The organism is Tsukamurella sp. 8F (assembly GCF_029167375.1).
GTDB lineage: Bacteria > Actinomycetota > Actinomycetes > Mycobacteriales > Mycobacteriaceae > Tsukamurella.
Map to the genome: position 1 here is coordinate 81136 of NZ_JARFTP010000011.1, position 13821 is coordinate 94956.

General features: G+C 69.1%; 11 protein-coding genes. 7 read left to right on the forward strand and 4 right to left on the reverse strand.

Annotation, left to right across the window (positions count from 1 at the left end; genetic code table 11):
* Positions 1–14 precede the first annotated feature (14 nt).
* From P0W64_RS10905 to P0W64_RS10925, 5 genes are all read left to right on the forward strand, one after another.
* Positions 15–1382: an RNB domain-containing ribonuclease gene (locus P0W64_RS10905; protein ID WP_275480119.1), complete on the forward strand. Its 1368-nt coding sequence runs from the start codon at positions 15–17 to the stop codon at positions 1380–1382.
* 52 nt (positions 1383–1434) lie between these two features.
* Positions 1435–2166, forward strand: coding sequence for a cutinase family protein (locus P0W64_RS10910; RefSeq protein WP_275480120.1), 732 nt, complete (start codon positions 1435–1437; stop codon positions 2164–2166).
* An 87-nt stretch (positions 2167–2253) separates the two neighbouring features.
* Positions 2254–3732 (forward strand): carotenoid oxygenase family protein, encoded by a 1479-nt coding sequence (locus P0W64_RS10915; protein ID WP_275480121.1) that lies wholly within the window; start codon positions 2254–2256, stop codon positions 3730–3732.
* A 9-nt stretch (positions 3733–3741) separates the two neighbouring features.
* Positions 3742–4893, forward strand: coding sequence for a sensor histidine kinase (locus tag P0W64_RS10920; RefSeq protein ID WP_275480122.1), 1152 nt, complete (start codon positions 3742–3744; stop codon positions 4891–4893).
* Positions 4890–5516, forward strand: coding sequence for a response regulator transcription factor (locus P0W64_RS10925; RefSeq protein WP_275480123.1), 627 nt, complete (start codon positions 4890–4892; stop codon positions 5514–5516). The genes P0W64_RS10920 and P0W64_RS10925 overlap by 4 nt, the downstream gene beginning before the upstream one ends.
* A 27-nt stretch (positions 5517–5543) precedes the next feature.
* On the opposite strand, the gene P0W64_RS10930 is transcribed toward P0W64_RS10925, so the two are convergent.
* The 4 genes from P0W64_RS10930 to P0W64_RS10945 are packed head-to-tail and all read right to left on the reverse strand — an operon-like array spanning position 5544 to position 10660.
* Positions 5544–7046: a CYTH and CHAD domain-containing protein gene (locus P0W64_RS10930; protein ID WP_275480124.1), complete on the reverse strand. Its 1503-nt coding sequence runs from the start codon at positions 7044–7046 to the stop codon at positions 5544–5546.
* Positions 7047–7055: 9 nt separating this feature from the next.
* The gene (gene pip / locus P0W64_RS10935) at positions 7056–8048 is read right to left on the reverse strand and encodes a prolyl aminopeptidase (RefSeq protein WP_275480168.1); all 993 of its coding nucleotides are present in this window, start codon (positions 8046–8048) and stop codon (positions 7056–7058) included.
* Between the two features lie 8 nt (positions 8049–8056).
* Positions 8057–8899, reverse strand: coding sequence for a 3-methyl-2-oxobutanoate hydroxymethyltransferase (gene panB / locus P0W64_RS10940; RefSeq protein WP_275480125.1), 843 nt, complete (start codon positions 8897–8899; stop codon positions 8057–8059).
* A gap of 21 nt (positions 8900–8920) precedes the next feature.
* Complete coding sequence (locus tag P0W64_RS10945; protein ID WP_275480126.1) at positions 8921–10660, reverse strand: NAD+ synthase; 1740 nt, start codon at positions 10658–10660, stop codon at positions 8921–8923.
* 123 nt (positions 10661–10783) lie between these two features.
* Between P0W64_RS10945 and P0W64_RS10950 the strand changes: the two genes are divergently transcribed.
* A complete protein-coding gene (locus tag P0W64_RS10950; RefSeq protein ID WP_275480127.1) occupies positions 10784–12421 on the forward strand; it encodes an alpha/beta hydrolase in 1638 nt (545 codons plus the stop codon).
* A gap of 57 nt (positions 12422–12478) precedes the next feature.
* The gene (gene glnA, locus P0W64_RS10955) at positions 12479–13819 is read left to right on the forward strand and encodes a type I glutamate--ammonia ligase (RefSeq protein ID WP_275480128.1); all 1341 of its coding nucleotides are present in this window, start codon (positions 12479–12481) and stop codon (positions 13817–13819) included.
* Positions 13820–13821 lie beyond the last annotated feature (2 nt).

Here is a 13821-nt window from a genome sequence, read left to right on the forward strand (position 1 = left end):
GCCAGGATGCGGACATGACTGACGTCGACTTCCAGGCCGTGCGCTCCGAGTTCGAGCTGACCGAGGCATTCGGCGCGGAGGCTCAGGCCGAGGCCGACCGGGCCGTCGATCGGTGTGCCGAGGGCCGCGCCGACCGCACCGACATCCCGCTGGTCACGATCGACCCTCCCGGATCCATGGACCTCGATCAGGCCATGCACCTCGCCCGCGAGGGTGACGGCTACCTCGTGCATTACGCGATCGCCGATGTCGCCGCTCTCGTCACTCCTGGCGGGCAGCTCGACACCGAGACTCGGAGGCGCGGCCAGACCGTCTACCTGCCGGACGGTTCCGTGCCGCTGCACCCGCGGTCGCTGTCCGAGGGCGCGGGCTCGCTCCTTCCTGACCAACGCCGGCCCGCCGCGCTGTGGCAGATCCGGCTGGATGCGGACGGTGAGGTGACGTCGGCGCGTGTCGATCGTGCGTTCGTCCGCTCGACGGCAAGGCTCGACTACGCGGGTGTGCAGGCGGACGCCGACGCCGGGCGGTTGCACCCGTCCATCGCGGCGCTGCCCGATGTCGGCCGACTGCGTGCGGCGTGGGGTCGGTCACGCGGCGCCATCGATCTGCGCCTGCCCGCGCAAGAGGCGGTGCGGTCCGACGACGGGTGGCGGCTGCGGGTGGAGCCGCGGACCCAGGCGGACGGCTGGAATGCGCAGATATCCCTGCTCACGGGCATGTGCGCGGCGCACATCATGCTCGATGGTGGGGTCGGCCTGCTGCGTACGCTCCCGCCCGCGCCCGACGATGCCGTGGCGGATCTCCGGCGCGGCGCGGCGGCGCTCGGCTTGGAGTGGCCGGCCACCGTCGGTGTCGGCGACTTCCTGGACGGCCTCGACGTGACCACACCACACGGCCTGGCGGCGATGGCGGACGCAGTCACCCTGCTGAGGGGCGCCGGGTACGCCCCGTTCGATGGCGCGGCGCCCGAGCAGCCTCTGCACGCGGGGGTCGGCGCCCCCTACGCGCATGTGACGGCGCCCTTGCGCAGACTCGCAGACCGCTTCTCGACGGAGGTGTGCCTCGCACTGTGCTCCGGCGCGAAGGTCCCGGACTGGGCGCGGTCCGCGCTGTCGGACATGGCGGAGGTCATGAAGGCGACGGACGCGCTGAGCGGCAAGGTGGAGCGCGCCTGCATCGACCTCACCGAGGCGGTCGTACTCGCGGCGCGCGTGGGGGAGACGTTCGACGCCGTGGTGATGCGCGGCGAGCAGGTGTTCGTCGAGGATCCCGCCGTGATCGCCAAGTGCGAGGGCGACCCGCCGGAGGGCCAGGCGGTGCAGGTGCGCCTCGCAACCGCCGATCCGGACACGCGCAAGGTGTCGTTCGCGTACCCGGCCTGAGGTGGTCCGAAGCGTCGCACGGGCCCCGCGCATTCACGGTAGGTTGGCGCTCATGAACCGTGCCTCAGCTCTGACCGCTCTCGTTGCAGTGCCCGTGCTGGTCGGATCCGGGCTGACCGGGGTCGGAGCCGCAGTCGCGGCCCCGTCATGCGCCGATTACACGTTCATCGGCGTCGCCGGCTCCGGCGAGGGGGCCGAGGCGGGTGGAATGGGAACGCTCGTGTCGAACGTCGTGTCCGACCTGGCACAGCGCGCCAGGGCCAAGGGCAAGACCGTCGCTACCCGGGCCGTGCGCTACCCGGCGCTGCCCGTGCCGCAGACCGTGGAGACGGTCGGCCCGTTCTTGCAGTCGATGGAGACCGGGGCGCGGAACACGCAGGGCGACATAGGGATCGTCGCGCGCGGCTGCCCGTCCACCAAGATCGTGGTGGTCGGGTACTCGCAGGGCGCCGCAGCCGCGCATCGGGCGCTGCAGCGCACCGCCAACGGCAAGCAGATAGCCGCCGCCGCCCTCATCGCCGACCCGGATCGCCGGCCCGGCGACACCGCGCGTTCGGGAGGATCGGCGAGCGGGGGCCAGGGACTCGCTCGCGCCGTCCCGATCGGAGGCGCGCTGCCGCAGGCACTTCCGGTGCCGATCGGCGCCCACACTCTGAGCTGGTGCAACGCCGGCGACGGCATCTGTGACTGGACCGGCTCGATGGACGACGCCAAGTCGTCCGTCCACACCTCCTACACCGCCGCCCCGATTGCGGCGGGCCTGGCACCGCTCGCGGGCCTGTAACCCGCAGCTCTGTCCATCGATCGGTGGACAGAGCAGTCGACCGTACGTACGTCGCGACATCGGTGCCGGCAGCGCGACGATCCATGCATGAGGACGATCGAGGCATCCAACGAACCAACCGGACACCCTTTCCTGCAAGGCAATTACGCCCCGGTGCAGGAGGAGGTCACGGCTACCGACCTGTCGGTGGCAGGTGCGATCCCGCCACATCTAGACGGGCGGTACCTGCGGATCGGTCCTAATCCCGTGGGTACTGCCGACCCCGCGCGCTACGAATGGTTCATGGGGTCTGGAATGGTGCATGGTATCCGGATCAGCGATGGCCGTGCGCAGTGGTACCGCAACCGGTGGGTACGGTCCGCGGACGTTTGCCGACGGCTGGGGGAGCCTCGGCGGCGCGGGCCGGCGGGCGCTGGGATCGATTTCGCGTCCAACACCAACGTCCTCGCGCAGGCTGGCAGGACGCTGGCGATCGCGGAATTCGGCGTTAGTCCCTATGAGCTGACGGAGGACCTCGACACCGTGGGTCCGTGCGACTTCGGCGGGACGCTGCGCGGCGGCTATAGCGGTCATCCCAAGCGCGACCCGGAGACCGGCGAGCTGCACGCGGTCTCGTACAGCCCGATGTGGGGAAACCTGGTGCGGTACACCGTGACCGGAGTGGACGGACGAGTGTGCCGGCGCGTCGACATCCCCCTGCGGCGCAACGTGATGATCCACGACTTCTCGTTGACGGAACGGTACGTAGTGATCTATGACCTACCGGTCGTGATGGATCTGGCGGTGGCAGGCCGCTCCCGGTTGGCCCGTCGCCTCGGCTACGAGCTGACCGACTGGGTCTCCCGCCATCCGGCCCCCGGCCCTATCATCTCTGCAGTGGGCCGAGCATCGGGCATGATGCAGCCGGACATCGGGCTGCCGTATCGGTGGGATCCCACGCATCAGGCGAAGCTGCTGGTGATGCCGCGGGACGGCGGGCCCACCGACGTTCGCGAGTTCGATATCGATCCCTGCTTCATCTACCACACGCTCAATGCTCACGACGACGGCGTACGGATAACCCTCGAGCTGTCGCGCTTCCCGAAGGCGTACGACGGAGACTCGAATCCGATGGTCGGCCTGCCCGCCTTCGAGCGATGGATCGTGGACCTGAGCGCTGGCACCGTCAGGCGCGAGGGGCTAGACGACCGTCCGCAGGACTTCCCACGCGTCGACGAGCGCACGGTCGGTCGCGCCCACCGGTACGGTTATACGATCGGGTACGGTCGCCGTGAGGACGCACTCGGCGCGCCCGAGGTGCTGGTCAAACACGACGGCGACGGTGCGACGCAGGTGAAGCATTTCGGCAGCGACCGCGAGCCGGGCGAGTTCGTGTTCGTCCCGAACGCTCCCGACTCCGGTGAGGACGACGGCGTGCTGATGGGCTTCGTGTACGACCGTGCCGAAGACCGCAGTTCTCTCCAGATCGTCGATGCCCAGACACTCGATCAGGTCGCCACCGTTCACCTTCCCGCCCGGGTACCCAACGGGTTCCACGGCAACTGGATCTCGTCCGAGCAGAGTTAGGATCGCGACATGGCCGACCGCGTCTCCCTCTCGCTCTGGGACGCGTACGTGCTCGGGGGCTGTGCTGCGGCCGTGGCGGGCGTGTGGATGCTGGACGACAGGTTCCCCGGCACGCCGTGGGCTGCCACGGGTGCGATCACGGCGATCGCGGTGTGCGCGACGGTGTTCCGCGACGGCCGTTCCCAGGCGGCTGTCGTGCGCGGCGGGTATGCCGCGGTGATCGTGGTGCTGTTCGGCATCGCCGTGTTCTTTGCGGGCCCGTCGGTTGCGGCCATGCTCGTCATGTATCCGGTGCTGTTCCGCGCCCTGCCGGTGCGCCCGGCGGTGGCGGCTACCACCGTCGTCAATGTAATCCCCACCGCGATCGCTCTCTTCTGGGCGGGAGTCCACTCGGAGAAGTTCGTCATCGCTGCGACGATCACCGTTCTCGCGCTGGTGAGCTCGCCCATCATCGGCATCGCGGTCGTCACCGTCAACCGGCACAACGACGAGCAGGCGGCGCTACTCGCTGAACTCGAGACCAGCCGGGCGGACGCCGCTCGCATGTCCCGGGCCGCCGGAGCCGCGGCCGAGCGCGAGCGCCTCGCGCGCGAGATCCACGACACGCTGGCGCAGGGGTTCACGAGTATCGTCGCTCTCGCCCAGGCGATTTCTGCCGAGATGGACGCCGCGCCCGACAAGGCGCGCCGGCACGTCGACCTGATCGGTGACACGGCTCGGGAGAATCTGGCGGAGGCGCGAGCGATGGTCACTGTCCTGACTCCGGCAGCGCTTACCACCGCGTCCGTCTCCGACGCCGTCGAGAGGCTGGCGACGCGACTCGCCGACGAGACGGGTGTGTCGGTGACGGTGGTCCGCCCGCCGCAAGCGGCGGAGTCGACGACGGCCCACGAGGTGGTTCTCCTCCGCGTCGCGCAGGAGGCGTTCGCGAACATCCGCAAGCACGCCCACGCATCGTCTGTCACGGTCACGCTGTCGTCGGAAGACGGCCAGGTGTGCATGTCCGTCGCCGATGACGGTGTCGGGTTCGACTGCGCAGCGGACGATCTTGGATTCGGTCTGGGGAACATGCGCGCCAGGATCGAGGGCGTGGGCGGAGGTCTCGCCGTGAGCAGCGGCCCCGGCGCGGGTACGACGGTGGACGTACGGGTGCCGTCGTGATCACGGTGCTACTCGTCGACGATCACCCTATGGTCCGTGAGGGGCTCCGCGGAATGATCGAGGTCGAACCAGACCTCGCGGCAGTCGGCGAGGCGGGCTCCGGGGAGGAGGCGGTTGCGCAGGCCGAGTCGCTCGAGCCTGATGTGGTGCTGATGGATCTGCGGATGCCTGGCGCGCTCGACGGCGTCGGGGCCATCGCGCGGATCCTCGCCGGTCGACGACGGCCGAGAATCATCGTCGTCACGACGTACGATCGCGACGCCGACATACTCCGTGCCGTCGAGGCCGGCGCTGCCGGATACCTCCTCAAGGACGCGACCCGTACGGAGCTGATCGACGCCGTGCGTGCCGCGGCCCGCGGCGAGACCATCCTGTCTCCGGCTATCGCTCGCCACGTGGTCGGAAGGATCGGGCGCTCGGCGCGACCACGCCTGTCTGACAGGGAGGTCGAGGTCCTCCGTCTGGTCGCCCAGGGATGCTCGAATCCTGAGATCGGGCGCCGACTCTACATCAGTCACGCCACCGTCAAGACCCACCTGCTCCGGATCTTCGCCAAACTCGAGGTCACGGACCGAACGGCCGCCGTGACCACGGCGATCGCCCAGGGTGTTCTCGATCTCTGAGAACTCTCGTAACACGAGATGGTGGAGTCAGCGCAGCCGACGCAGCAGCCCGGGTAGTGCGGCGCGGGCGTCGACGGTGCGTCGCTCCTCGATCGCGTCGAGGCGTCCGAGTTCGAAAGCCGTCGCGGCGTCCAGCGATGCGATGTCGACGGCCGCGATGGCATCCCGCGCGATGTGCGCGTCCTGGAATTCGCCGAGCCGCTGCTGCACGGCGGCGAGTCCGGTGAGCGACTGCCGCGCCTGCTTGTCCAGGGCCGGCTCGGGTACGGCAGCCGCGTAGCGAAGCTTCTTGGCGCGCTTGCGTACCGCGTGCACGTCGCGGTCGGTGGCGCCAGGCGCGGTGAGCACGTGTGTCGCGTCCTTCGCGAAGGTGCGGATGCGCTTGCGCAGCAGCGGCACAACGGTGTCCTCCGCCGCCTTCGCCGCACGCTTCGTCGTGGGCGGGTCGTCGATGGTGGCGTCCACCGCGTCGAGCAGCGCGAAATACCGGTCGCTCGTCAGATAGGCGTCGACACGATCCCATGCGGCCACCTCCTGGGCGGCCTGCCGGTCGGCCAGCAGCGTGGCAGCGCCCGACAGGGAAGGCTCGACCTGCGCCAGCCCGGTGAACCGCTGCACGAGTACCTCGGCGTCCCGTACCCCGCCCAATACGACTGCGAGTGAACGCAGCTCGGTCGACAGGGCGGCGGGGGAGGGACCGGCGAAGTACGCGCCGTACTCGCTGAGGATGCTACGTAGCTGTCGGGTCGCGACTCGCATCTGGTGGACGGCGTCGTCGGCGCGGGCGCGCACCAGCGGGTCGTGCGTGAGCAGACGGTCTCGCGACCGCGCGAGCGCCGCGACCAGCAGCCGGGACGCGGGTGCTCTGCTCGCCTTGGCCTTCCGAGGAAGCGACGGTGCCGGCGCCTCCGGTTCGGAGTCGATCGCCCGAGCCAGCTTCGAGGCGCTGTGCGCCTCATGCGCCCCTGCAGCCTTCAAAGCCCTGCCGACCGCGACGGCGGTGGCGCGGCCACCGTCGGTGTCGGGTACTTCGAACTCCCACTCCCGCCACGTCTTCTCGTCCCCGCCGGGCAGCAGCGAGATGGTGTGCACGTGGTCGTCGGCGAGCTCGCCGAGCGCCTCGCCGTCGGGTGCGTGCGCGTATGTCGTGTGCCGCTCGTTCTCGACGATCGCGATCGGCACGAGGGGACGCAGGCGGGTGTACACGAGAACCCGGGTCGCGAGCTCCGCGGGCACGTCGTCTGCGCCCAGCAAGGAGCCGTCCTCTGCGAGGAGGGGGACGGTGACCTCGCGGCGTTCGTCTCCCGCGGGTAGCTTCAGGTGCCAGCCGTCGTCCTTGCCGCCGAGCCTGCGCCGCAACGTGATCCGACGGCTGGCGAGGTCCAGGGCCTCGGTGTCGAAGTAGGTCGCGTTGAGGTGGAAGACCTCGTCGGTCGATGTCGAGGCCACCCCGGGCACGTTCGTGAGGTCGGGCGCCGCGACTGCATCGTCGACCTCGTATTTCGTCTCGATCTCGAGCTGCTCACCCACGGCGGGCCCTCAGGTAGTCCGGAAGCGGTCGGTGGCCTCGATGAGCGCGGAGCGGATTCCGGGCTCGAACGACGCGTGGCCGGCGTCCGGGATGATGTGCAGGTCCGCCTCCGGCCAGGCCCGGTGCAGGTCCCATGCGCTGCGCGCGGGACACACCACGTCGTAGCGGCCCTGCACGATCACGCCCGGGATGTGCCGTATCCGGTCGACGTCTCGCAGCAGCTGTGCCTCATGCAGGAAGCCGTGATTCATGAAGTAGTGGTTCTCGATCCGCGCGAACGCCAGCGCGTAGCGCGCGTCGTCTGAGCCGGCAGCCTTGTCGGGGGTGTTGATCAGGTAGCTGGTCGACTTCTCCCACGTGGTCCACGCGATCGCTGCGGCCGTCGCGACATCGGGGTCCGCCGAACGCAGCAGCCGGTCGTACGCAGCGACCTTGTCGGCCCCCGGGACGCGATCGGCCGGGGCCAGCGGGGCGAGGTAGTTCTCCCACTCGTCGGGATAGACGTGCGACGCCCCGTCGTTGTAGTACCAGTCGATCTCGCTGCGCCGCAATAGGAATATGCCGCGCAACACGAGCTCGGTCACCCGCTCGGGATAGGCCTCGGCGTACGCGAGCGAGAGCGTCGACCCCCACGAGCCGCCGAACACGAGCCAGCGCTCGATGCCCAGGTACTCGCGGATCCGCTCCATGTCCGCGATCAGGTGCTGCGTCGTGTTGACGCGCAGGCGAGCCTCGATAGTGTCCTCTGGGCCGCCTTCGGCGTCGGCGATGTGCGGCTGCGACTGCCCACACCCGCGCTGGTCGAAGACGACGATGCGATATGCGGCGGGGTCGAAGAAGCGTCGCACCGCGGGGGACGTGCCGCCGCCCGGCCCTCCGTGCACGAAGACGGCGGGCTTACCGTCTGGATTGCCGCTGCACTCGACGTGGAGTAGTTGGCCGCCGCCCACGTCCAGCAGTTCGCTGGAGTACGGCTCGATCTCGGGATAGAACTCGCGGATCTCGGCCATCAGAACGAGTGCTCCTCTCCGGGAAACGCGCCCGACGCGACGTCGGCGACGTACTGGGCTGCGGCACGCTCCAGCTGATCGCCGACGTCGGCGTACCGTTTGACGAATCTTGCGACGCGTCCGCGGGATAGGCCCGCCATGTCCTGCCAGACCAGCACCTGGCCGTCGCAGTCGAGGCCCGCGCCGATCCCGATGGTGGGGATCGAGCCGGACTCGGTCACCCGCTTGGCGACGTCGGCCGGGACCATCTCGAGGACGACGGAGAACGCGCCCGCGTCGTCGACGGCCCGCGCGTCCGCGAGGATCCGTTGCGCGGAGTCGCCTCTGCCCTGCACGCGGTTGCCACCGAGCGTGTTCACCGACTGCGGTGTGAAACCGATGTGCGCCATGACGGGAATGCCGCGTGCCGTGAGGAATTCGATGGTCGGTGCCATGTGCACGCCACCTTCGATCTTCACCGCCTCGGCTCCCGCCTTCATCATCGTCGAAGCGGCATCGAATGCCTGCTCCGGCGATTTCTCGTACGAGCCGAACGGCAGGTCCGCGACCACGAGCGCATGCGCTGCGCCGCGCCGGACGGCCGACACGAGCGGCGCCAGCACGTCGACGCCGACGGGCAGCGTCGAGTCGTGGCCGAACACCACGTTCGCGGCGCTGTCGCCGATCAGAAGCACCGGCACCCCGGCGGCGTCGAAGGTCTGCGCCGTCAGGTAGTCGTAGCTGGTCAGCATCGCGAAACGCTCACCGCGGCCGCGCATCTCGGCCAAGTGGTGGATGCGGACCTTCTTTCGGCGGGGTGCCTCGGCCTGATCGCCTCCGCCGTACACCGGGCTCTCGGTCATCTCTCCACTCCCTCGTCGGGCTCAGGTCTGGTCGTGCCAGCGGTTGGTGACGGGCATCCGTCGGTCGCGCCCGAAGGCCTTCGGTGTGACCTTGGGCCCGAGGGGATACTGCCGACGCTTGTACTCGGCTCGGTCCACGAGGCGCGCGACCTTGCGGATCAGATCCGGCTCGTAGCCGGCCTCGCTGATCTCGGCCACGCCCTGATCCTGTTCGACGTAGCGCCGCAGGACGTCGTCGAGGACCTCGTAGTCGGGGAGCGAGTCGCTGTCCTTCTGTCCGGGGCGCAGCTCCGCTGAGGGCTCCTTGCTGATGGAGTTCTCGGGGATGGGCGGGGTCTCGCCGCGCTCGAGCGCCACCTTGTTGCGCCAACGCGACAGCGCCCAGACACGGGACTTCTCGACGTCTCGAATCGGGGCGAACGCACCCACGGCATCGCCGTAGATCGTCGAGTAGCCCACGGCCAGCTCGCTTTTGTTGCCTGTCGCGAGTACGAGGTGGCCCTCGGCATTGGAGATCGCCATCAGCGTCATGCCGCGGCAGCGGGCCTGGATGTTCTCCTCTGCCAGGCCCGTCAAGTGCAGCTGGTCCACGAACACGCGCACCATGTCCTCGATCGGCTCGACACGGTAGTGCAGGCCGACGCGCTGCGCGAGCTCCGCCGCGTCGCCCTTGGAGTGCTCGCTCGAGTACTTCGACGGCATCGACACGCAGTACACGTTGTCCGCACCGAGCGCATCCGCGGCGATGGCCGCGACCAGCGCGGAGTCGATGCCCCCGGACAGCCCCAGCGCCACCGACCGCGCCCCGACCTTGTGCACGTAGTCCCGCGTGCCGGTCACGAGCGCGGCCCACACCTGGGCCTCCTCGTCCAGCTTCGTGGGGTCGACCTGGGGTGCCGCCGACGACGGGGCCGGCCGCGCGGGCAGCGCGTGCGTCTCGACCAGCCAGCCCGCCGCGCTGTCCGACCGCCGGCGTCCCAGCGGCGGCACATCGGTGAAGTAGGTGGCCTCGAGGAACTGCGGCGCTGCGCCGGTCTGGCCGCCGGCGTCGAGCGTGAAGGAGTCACCGTCGAAGACCAGTTCGTCCTGTCCGCCCACGAGGTTCACGTACACGACGGGCGCCCCGCCCTCCGCGACGCGGTGCCCGGTCACGCGGCGACGCTCGGCGGGTTTGCCGACCTGGAACGGGCTGGCGTTCAGGCACAGCACGGCGTCGACGCCGAGGGCGCCAAGACCTGCGACGGGACCGTCCGGCCACCACAGGTCCTCGCAGATGACGATGCCGAGCCGCACACCATCGACGTCGAGGGCGACGAGCCGCTCCCCAGGGACGAACCAGCGGTCCTCGTCGAACACGCCGTAGTTGGGCAGGAAGTGCTTGTCGTACCGCGCGACGAGCCGGCCGCCGTGCAATACCCCGGCGCTGTTGCGCGCCCCCGGACGCGGGTCGTACACGCCGTCCGCCGGCGGGAAGTCGGAGTCGCGGTCCAGGTAACCGACCACCACGATGAGATCGCCGCAGCCCGCTGCGTCGAGGGATTCGGCCAGGCTGCGCACCGCGTCGCGCGAGTCGATCGCGAACGAGCGACGTAGCAACAGGTCTTCCACGGGGTAACCGGTGAGCGCCATCTCGCCGAACACGGCTACCTGTGCACCGCGCTGTGCGGCATCGCGTGCAGCGGCCGTGATCCGGCGGACGTTGGCGTCCAGATCGCCCACGACGGGGTTGATCTGGCACGCCGCGACACGTAGTGGCGTCATGCCGACAACCCTATGTGAACAGCCCGGGAGGTCGCTCCTCGGGATCCGCCGTAGCGCGCCTCACCGGCCCGCCCGCAGCGCGCCTCACCTGTGCTGTCAGGAGAGCGTGGCATCATCGGCGCAATGCGAACCAGCGTCCCCCGTCCGGCCGGTCGGCCCATGCGGCTCGCGGTGGCCGTCACCGTCGTCGCGCTCACCGCCGCATGCGCGACCACGATCCCGGGCTCGCCGTCCCGGTCGGACGACAAGCTCGCCGGCCCCACGAAATCGAGCACGCCCGCACCGAAGCCGGGCGGCGGGGCGCCGTCGCCGGCGCTCGAGCGGTATTACACCCAGAAGGTGGAGTGGGGGTCGTGTGCGTCGTTCGCGAAGACCGACGACGTCTCCAAGTTCGACCCGGGGAGTGTCGAGTGCGGGTCGGTGACCGTGCCGATCGACTACGACGATCCCGCGGCGGGCGATGCGAAGCTCGCCGTCGTCAAGCTCCTCGCGAGCGGCGAGAAGCAGGGCTCCCTGCTGATGAATCCGGGCGGGCCCGGTGGCTCCGGCGTCCAGATGGTGCTCGGCCAGTCGGGCGACTACTCGAACCTCGCAGTCAACAAGACCTTCGACATGGTCGGCTGGGACCCGAGGGGCGTCGGGGCGTCCACTCCGACCATCCGGTGCTACAGCGACGCTCAGGTCGACAAGAACCGCGAATCGAACCTGACCCAGGACAACACCCCGGCCGGCATCTCCAAGCAGGAGGCCTTCAACAAGGCCGAGGCGGAGCTGTGCGAGAAGAAGATGGGCAAGGAGTTCCTGGCTCATGTCGGCACGGCCGACACGGTCCGTGACCTCGACGTCCTCCGCTCGGTGCTCGGCGACAGCAAGCTCAGCTACGCGGGGTTCAGCTACGGCACCTTCATCGGCGCGATGTACGCCGAGCGGTTCCCGGGCCGCGTGCGCGCCATGGTGCTCGACGGTGCCGTGGACCCGTCCGAGGACCCGGACGTGTCCGACATCCGCCAGATGGCGGGTTTCCAGACCGTGTTCGACGATTACGCCAAGGACTGCGCGAAGCACTCGGAGTGCCCGCTGGGCACCGACCCGTCCAAGGCCGTCGACGAGTACCACAAGATCGTGCGGCCGCTGATCGACAAGCAGGTACCGGCATCGCAGGGACGACCGCTGAGCTACTCGGACGCGTCGACGGGAACGATCCAGGCGATGTACTCGCCCAAGCTGTGGAACGCGCTCTCCCGCGCGCTGCTGAATATCAAGGCCGGCAACGGCGCGCTCATGCAGAAGCTCGCCGACCTGTACATGAGTCGGGACGACTCGGGCCACTACAGCGGCATGATGGACGCGTTCACCGCGATCAGTTGCATGGACAACACAGCCGATACCGATCCGGCGAAGCTCGGCCGGAAGGACACCGACATCCGGAAGGCGGCGCCGTTCAACGACGACGGCCGCGGGACCGGCCACGCGGCCAAGACCGCCTGCGCCTACTGGCCCGTTAAGAACACGCTGTCACGGCACGTGGTGAAGGCGGCGCCCAGCCTGCCTAAGACGGTGGTCGTGTCCACAACGCACGACCCGGCCACCCCGTACGCCAACGGGGTGAGTCTGGCGAAGCAGCTGGGCGCCGAGCTGATCACATTCGACGGCAGCCAGCACACTGCTACCTTCGAGGGCAACGCCTGCCTGGACGGTGCGGTGACCCGCTACCTGACCTCGCTGACTGTGCCTGCAGAGGGGTTGAAGTGCGGGGGCTGACCGTCCGGGACGCGGCGTTAACACGGAAGTAACAGCGCGGAGAATAGGGTCATCGGCATGGATCGGCAGCAGGAGTTCGTCCTTCGCACGATCGAGGAACGGGACATCCGCTTCGTGCGGCTCTGGTTCACCGACGTCCTCGGCTTCCTCAAGTCTGTGGCGATCGCGCCCGCCGAGCTCGAAGGCGCGTTCGCCGAGGGGATCGGCTTCGACGGATCGTCCATCGAAGGCTTCTCCCGGGTCTACGAGGCGGACACGGTCGCCAAGCCGGACCCGTCCACATTCCAGGTGCTGCCATGGCTCGGCTCCGCGCACGAGCCCTATTCGTGCCGGATGTTCTGTGACATCGCGATGCCGGACGGCACGCCGTCGTGGGCCGATTCGCGGCATGTTCTGCGGCGACAGCTGAACAAGGCAGCCGACCTCGGTTTCAGCTGCTACGTGCACCCCGAGATCGAGTTCTTCCTGTTGAAAGACCTGCCGACCGACGGTAGTGAGCCGGTGCCCGCGGACCACGGCGGCTACTTCGACCAAGCCGTGCACGACACGGCGCCGACCTTCCGCCGGGACGCGATCGACGCGCTCGAGTCGATGGGCATCTCGGTCGAGTTCAGCCACCACGAGGCGGCGCCCGGCCAGCAGGAGATCGACCTGCGCTACGCGGATGCCCTGTCGATGGCGGACAACGTGATGACGTTCCGCTACCTCGTCAAGGAGGTCGCGATGGCGCAGGGCGTGCGCGCCTCGTTCATGCCCAAGCCGTTCACGGGTCACGCCGGGTCCGCGATGCACACGCACATGAGCCTGTTCGAGGGCGACCACAACGCCTTCCACGACCCGGACGACGAGTTGCAGCTGTCCGTGACGGGTAAGGCCTTCATCGCCGGCATCCTGCACCACGCGCCCGAGATCTCGGCCGTCACGAACCAGTGGGTCAACTCGTACAAGCGGCTCGTCGCGGGTGACGAGGCGCCGACCGCCGCCACGTGGGGCGCCGCCAACCGCTCGGCGATGGTGCGTGTGCCCCTGTACACGCCGAACAAGGCGTCGTCGCGGCGTATCGAGGTGCGTTCGCCGGACTCCGCATGCAACCCGTACCTCGCGTTCGCGGTACTCGCCGCCGCCGGCCTCGCCGGTATCTCCGGCGGTTACGACCTGCCCGACGCCGCTGAGGACAACGTCTGGCGGATGACGGCCCGAGAGCGCCGTTCCCTCGGCTACCGCGATCTGCCGTCCAGTCTCGACGACGCGCTGCGCCTCATGGAGAAGAGCGAGCTCGTTGCTGAGGCCCTGGGGGAGCACGTATTCGAATACTTCTTGCGCAACAAGTGGTCCGAGTGGAACGACTACCAGTCGGTGGTGACCCCGTTCGAGCTGAAGCGCTACCTCACGGTCTGACC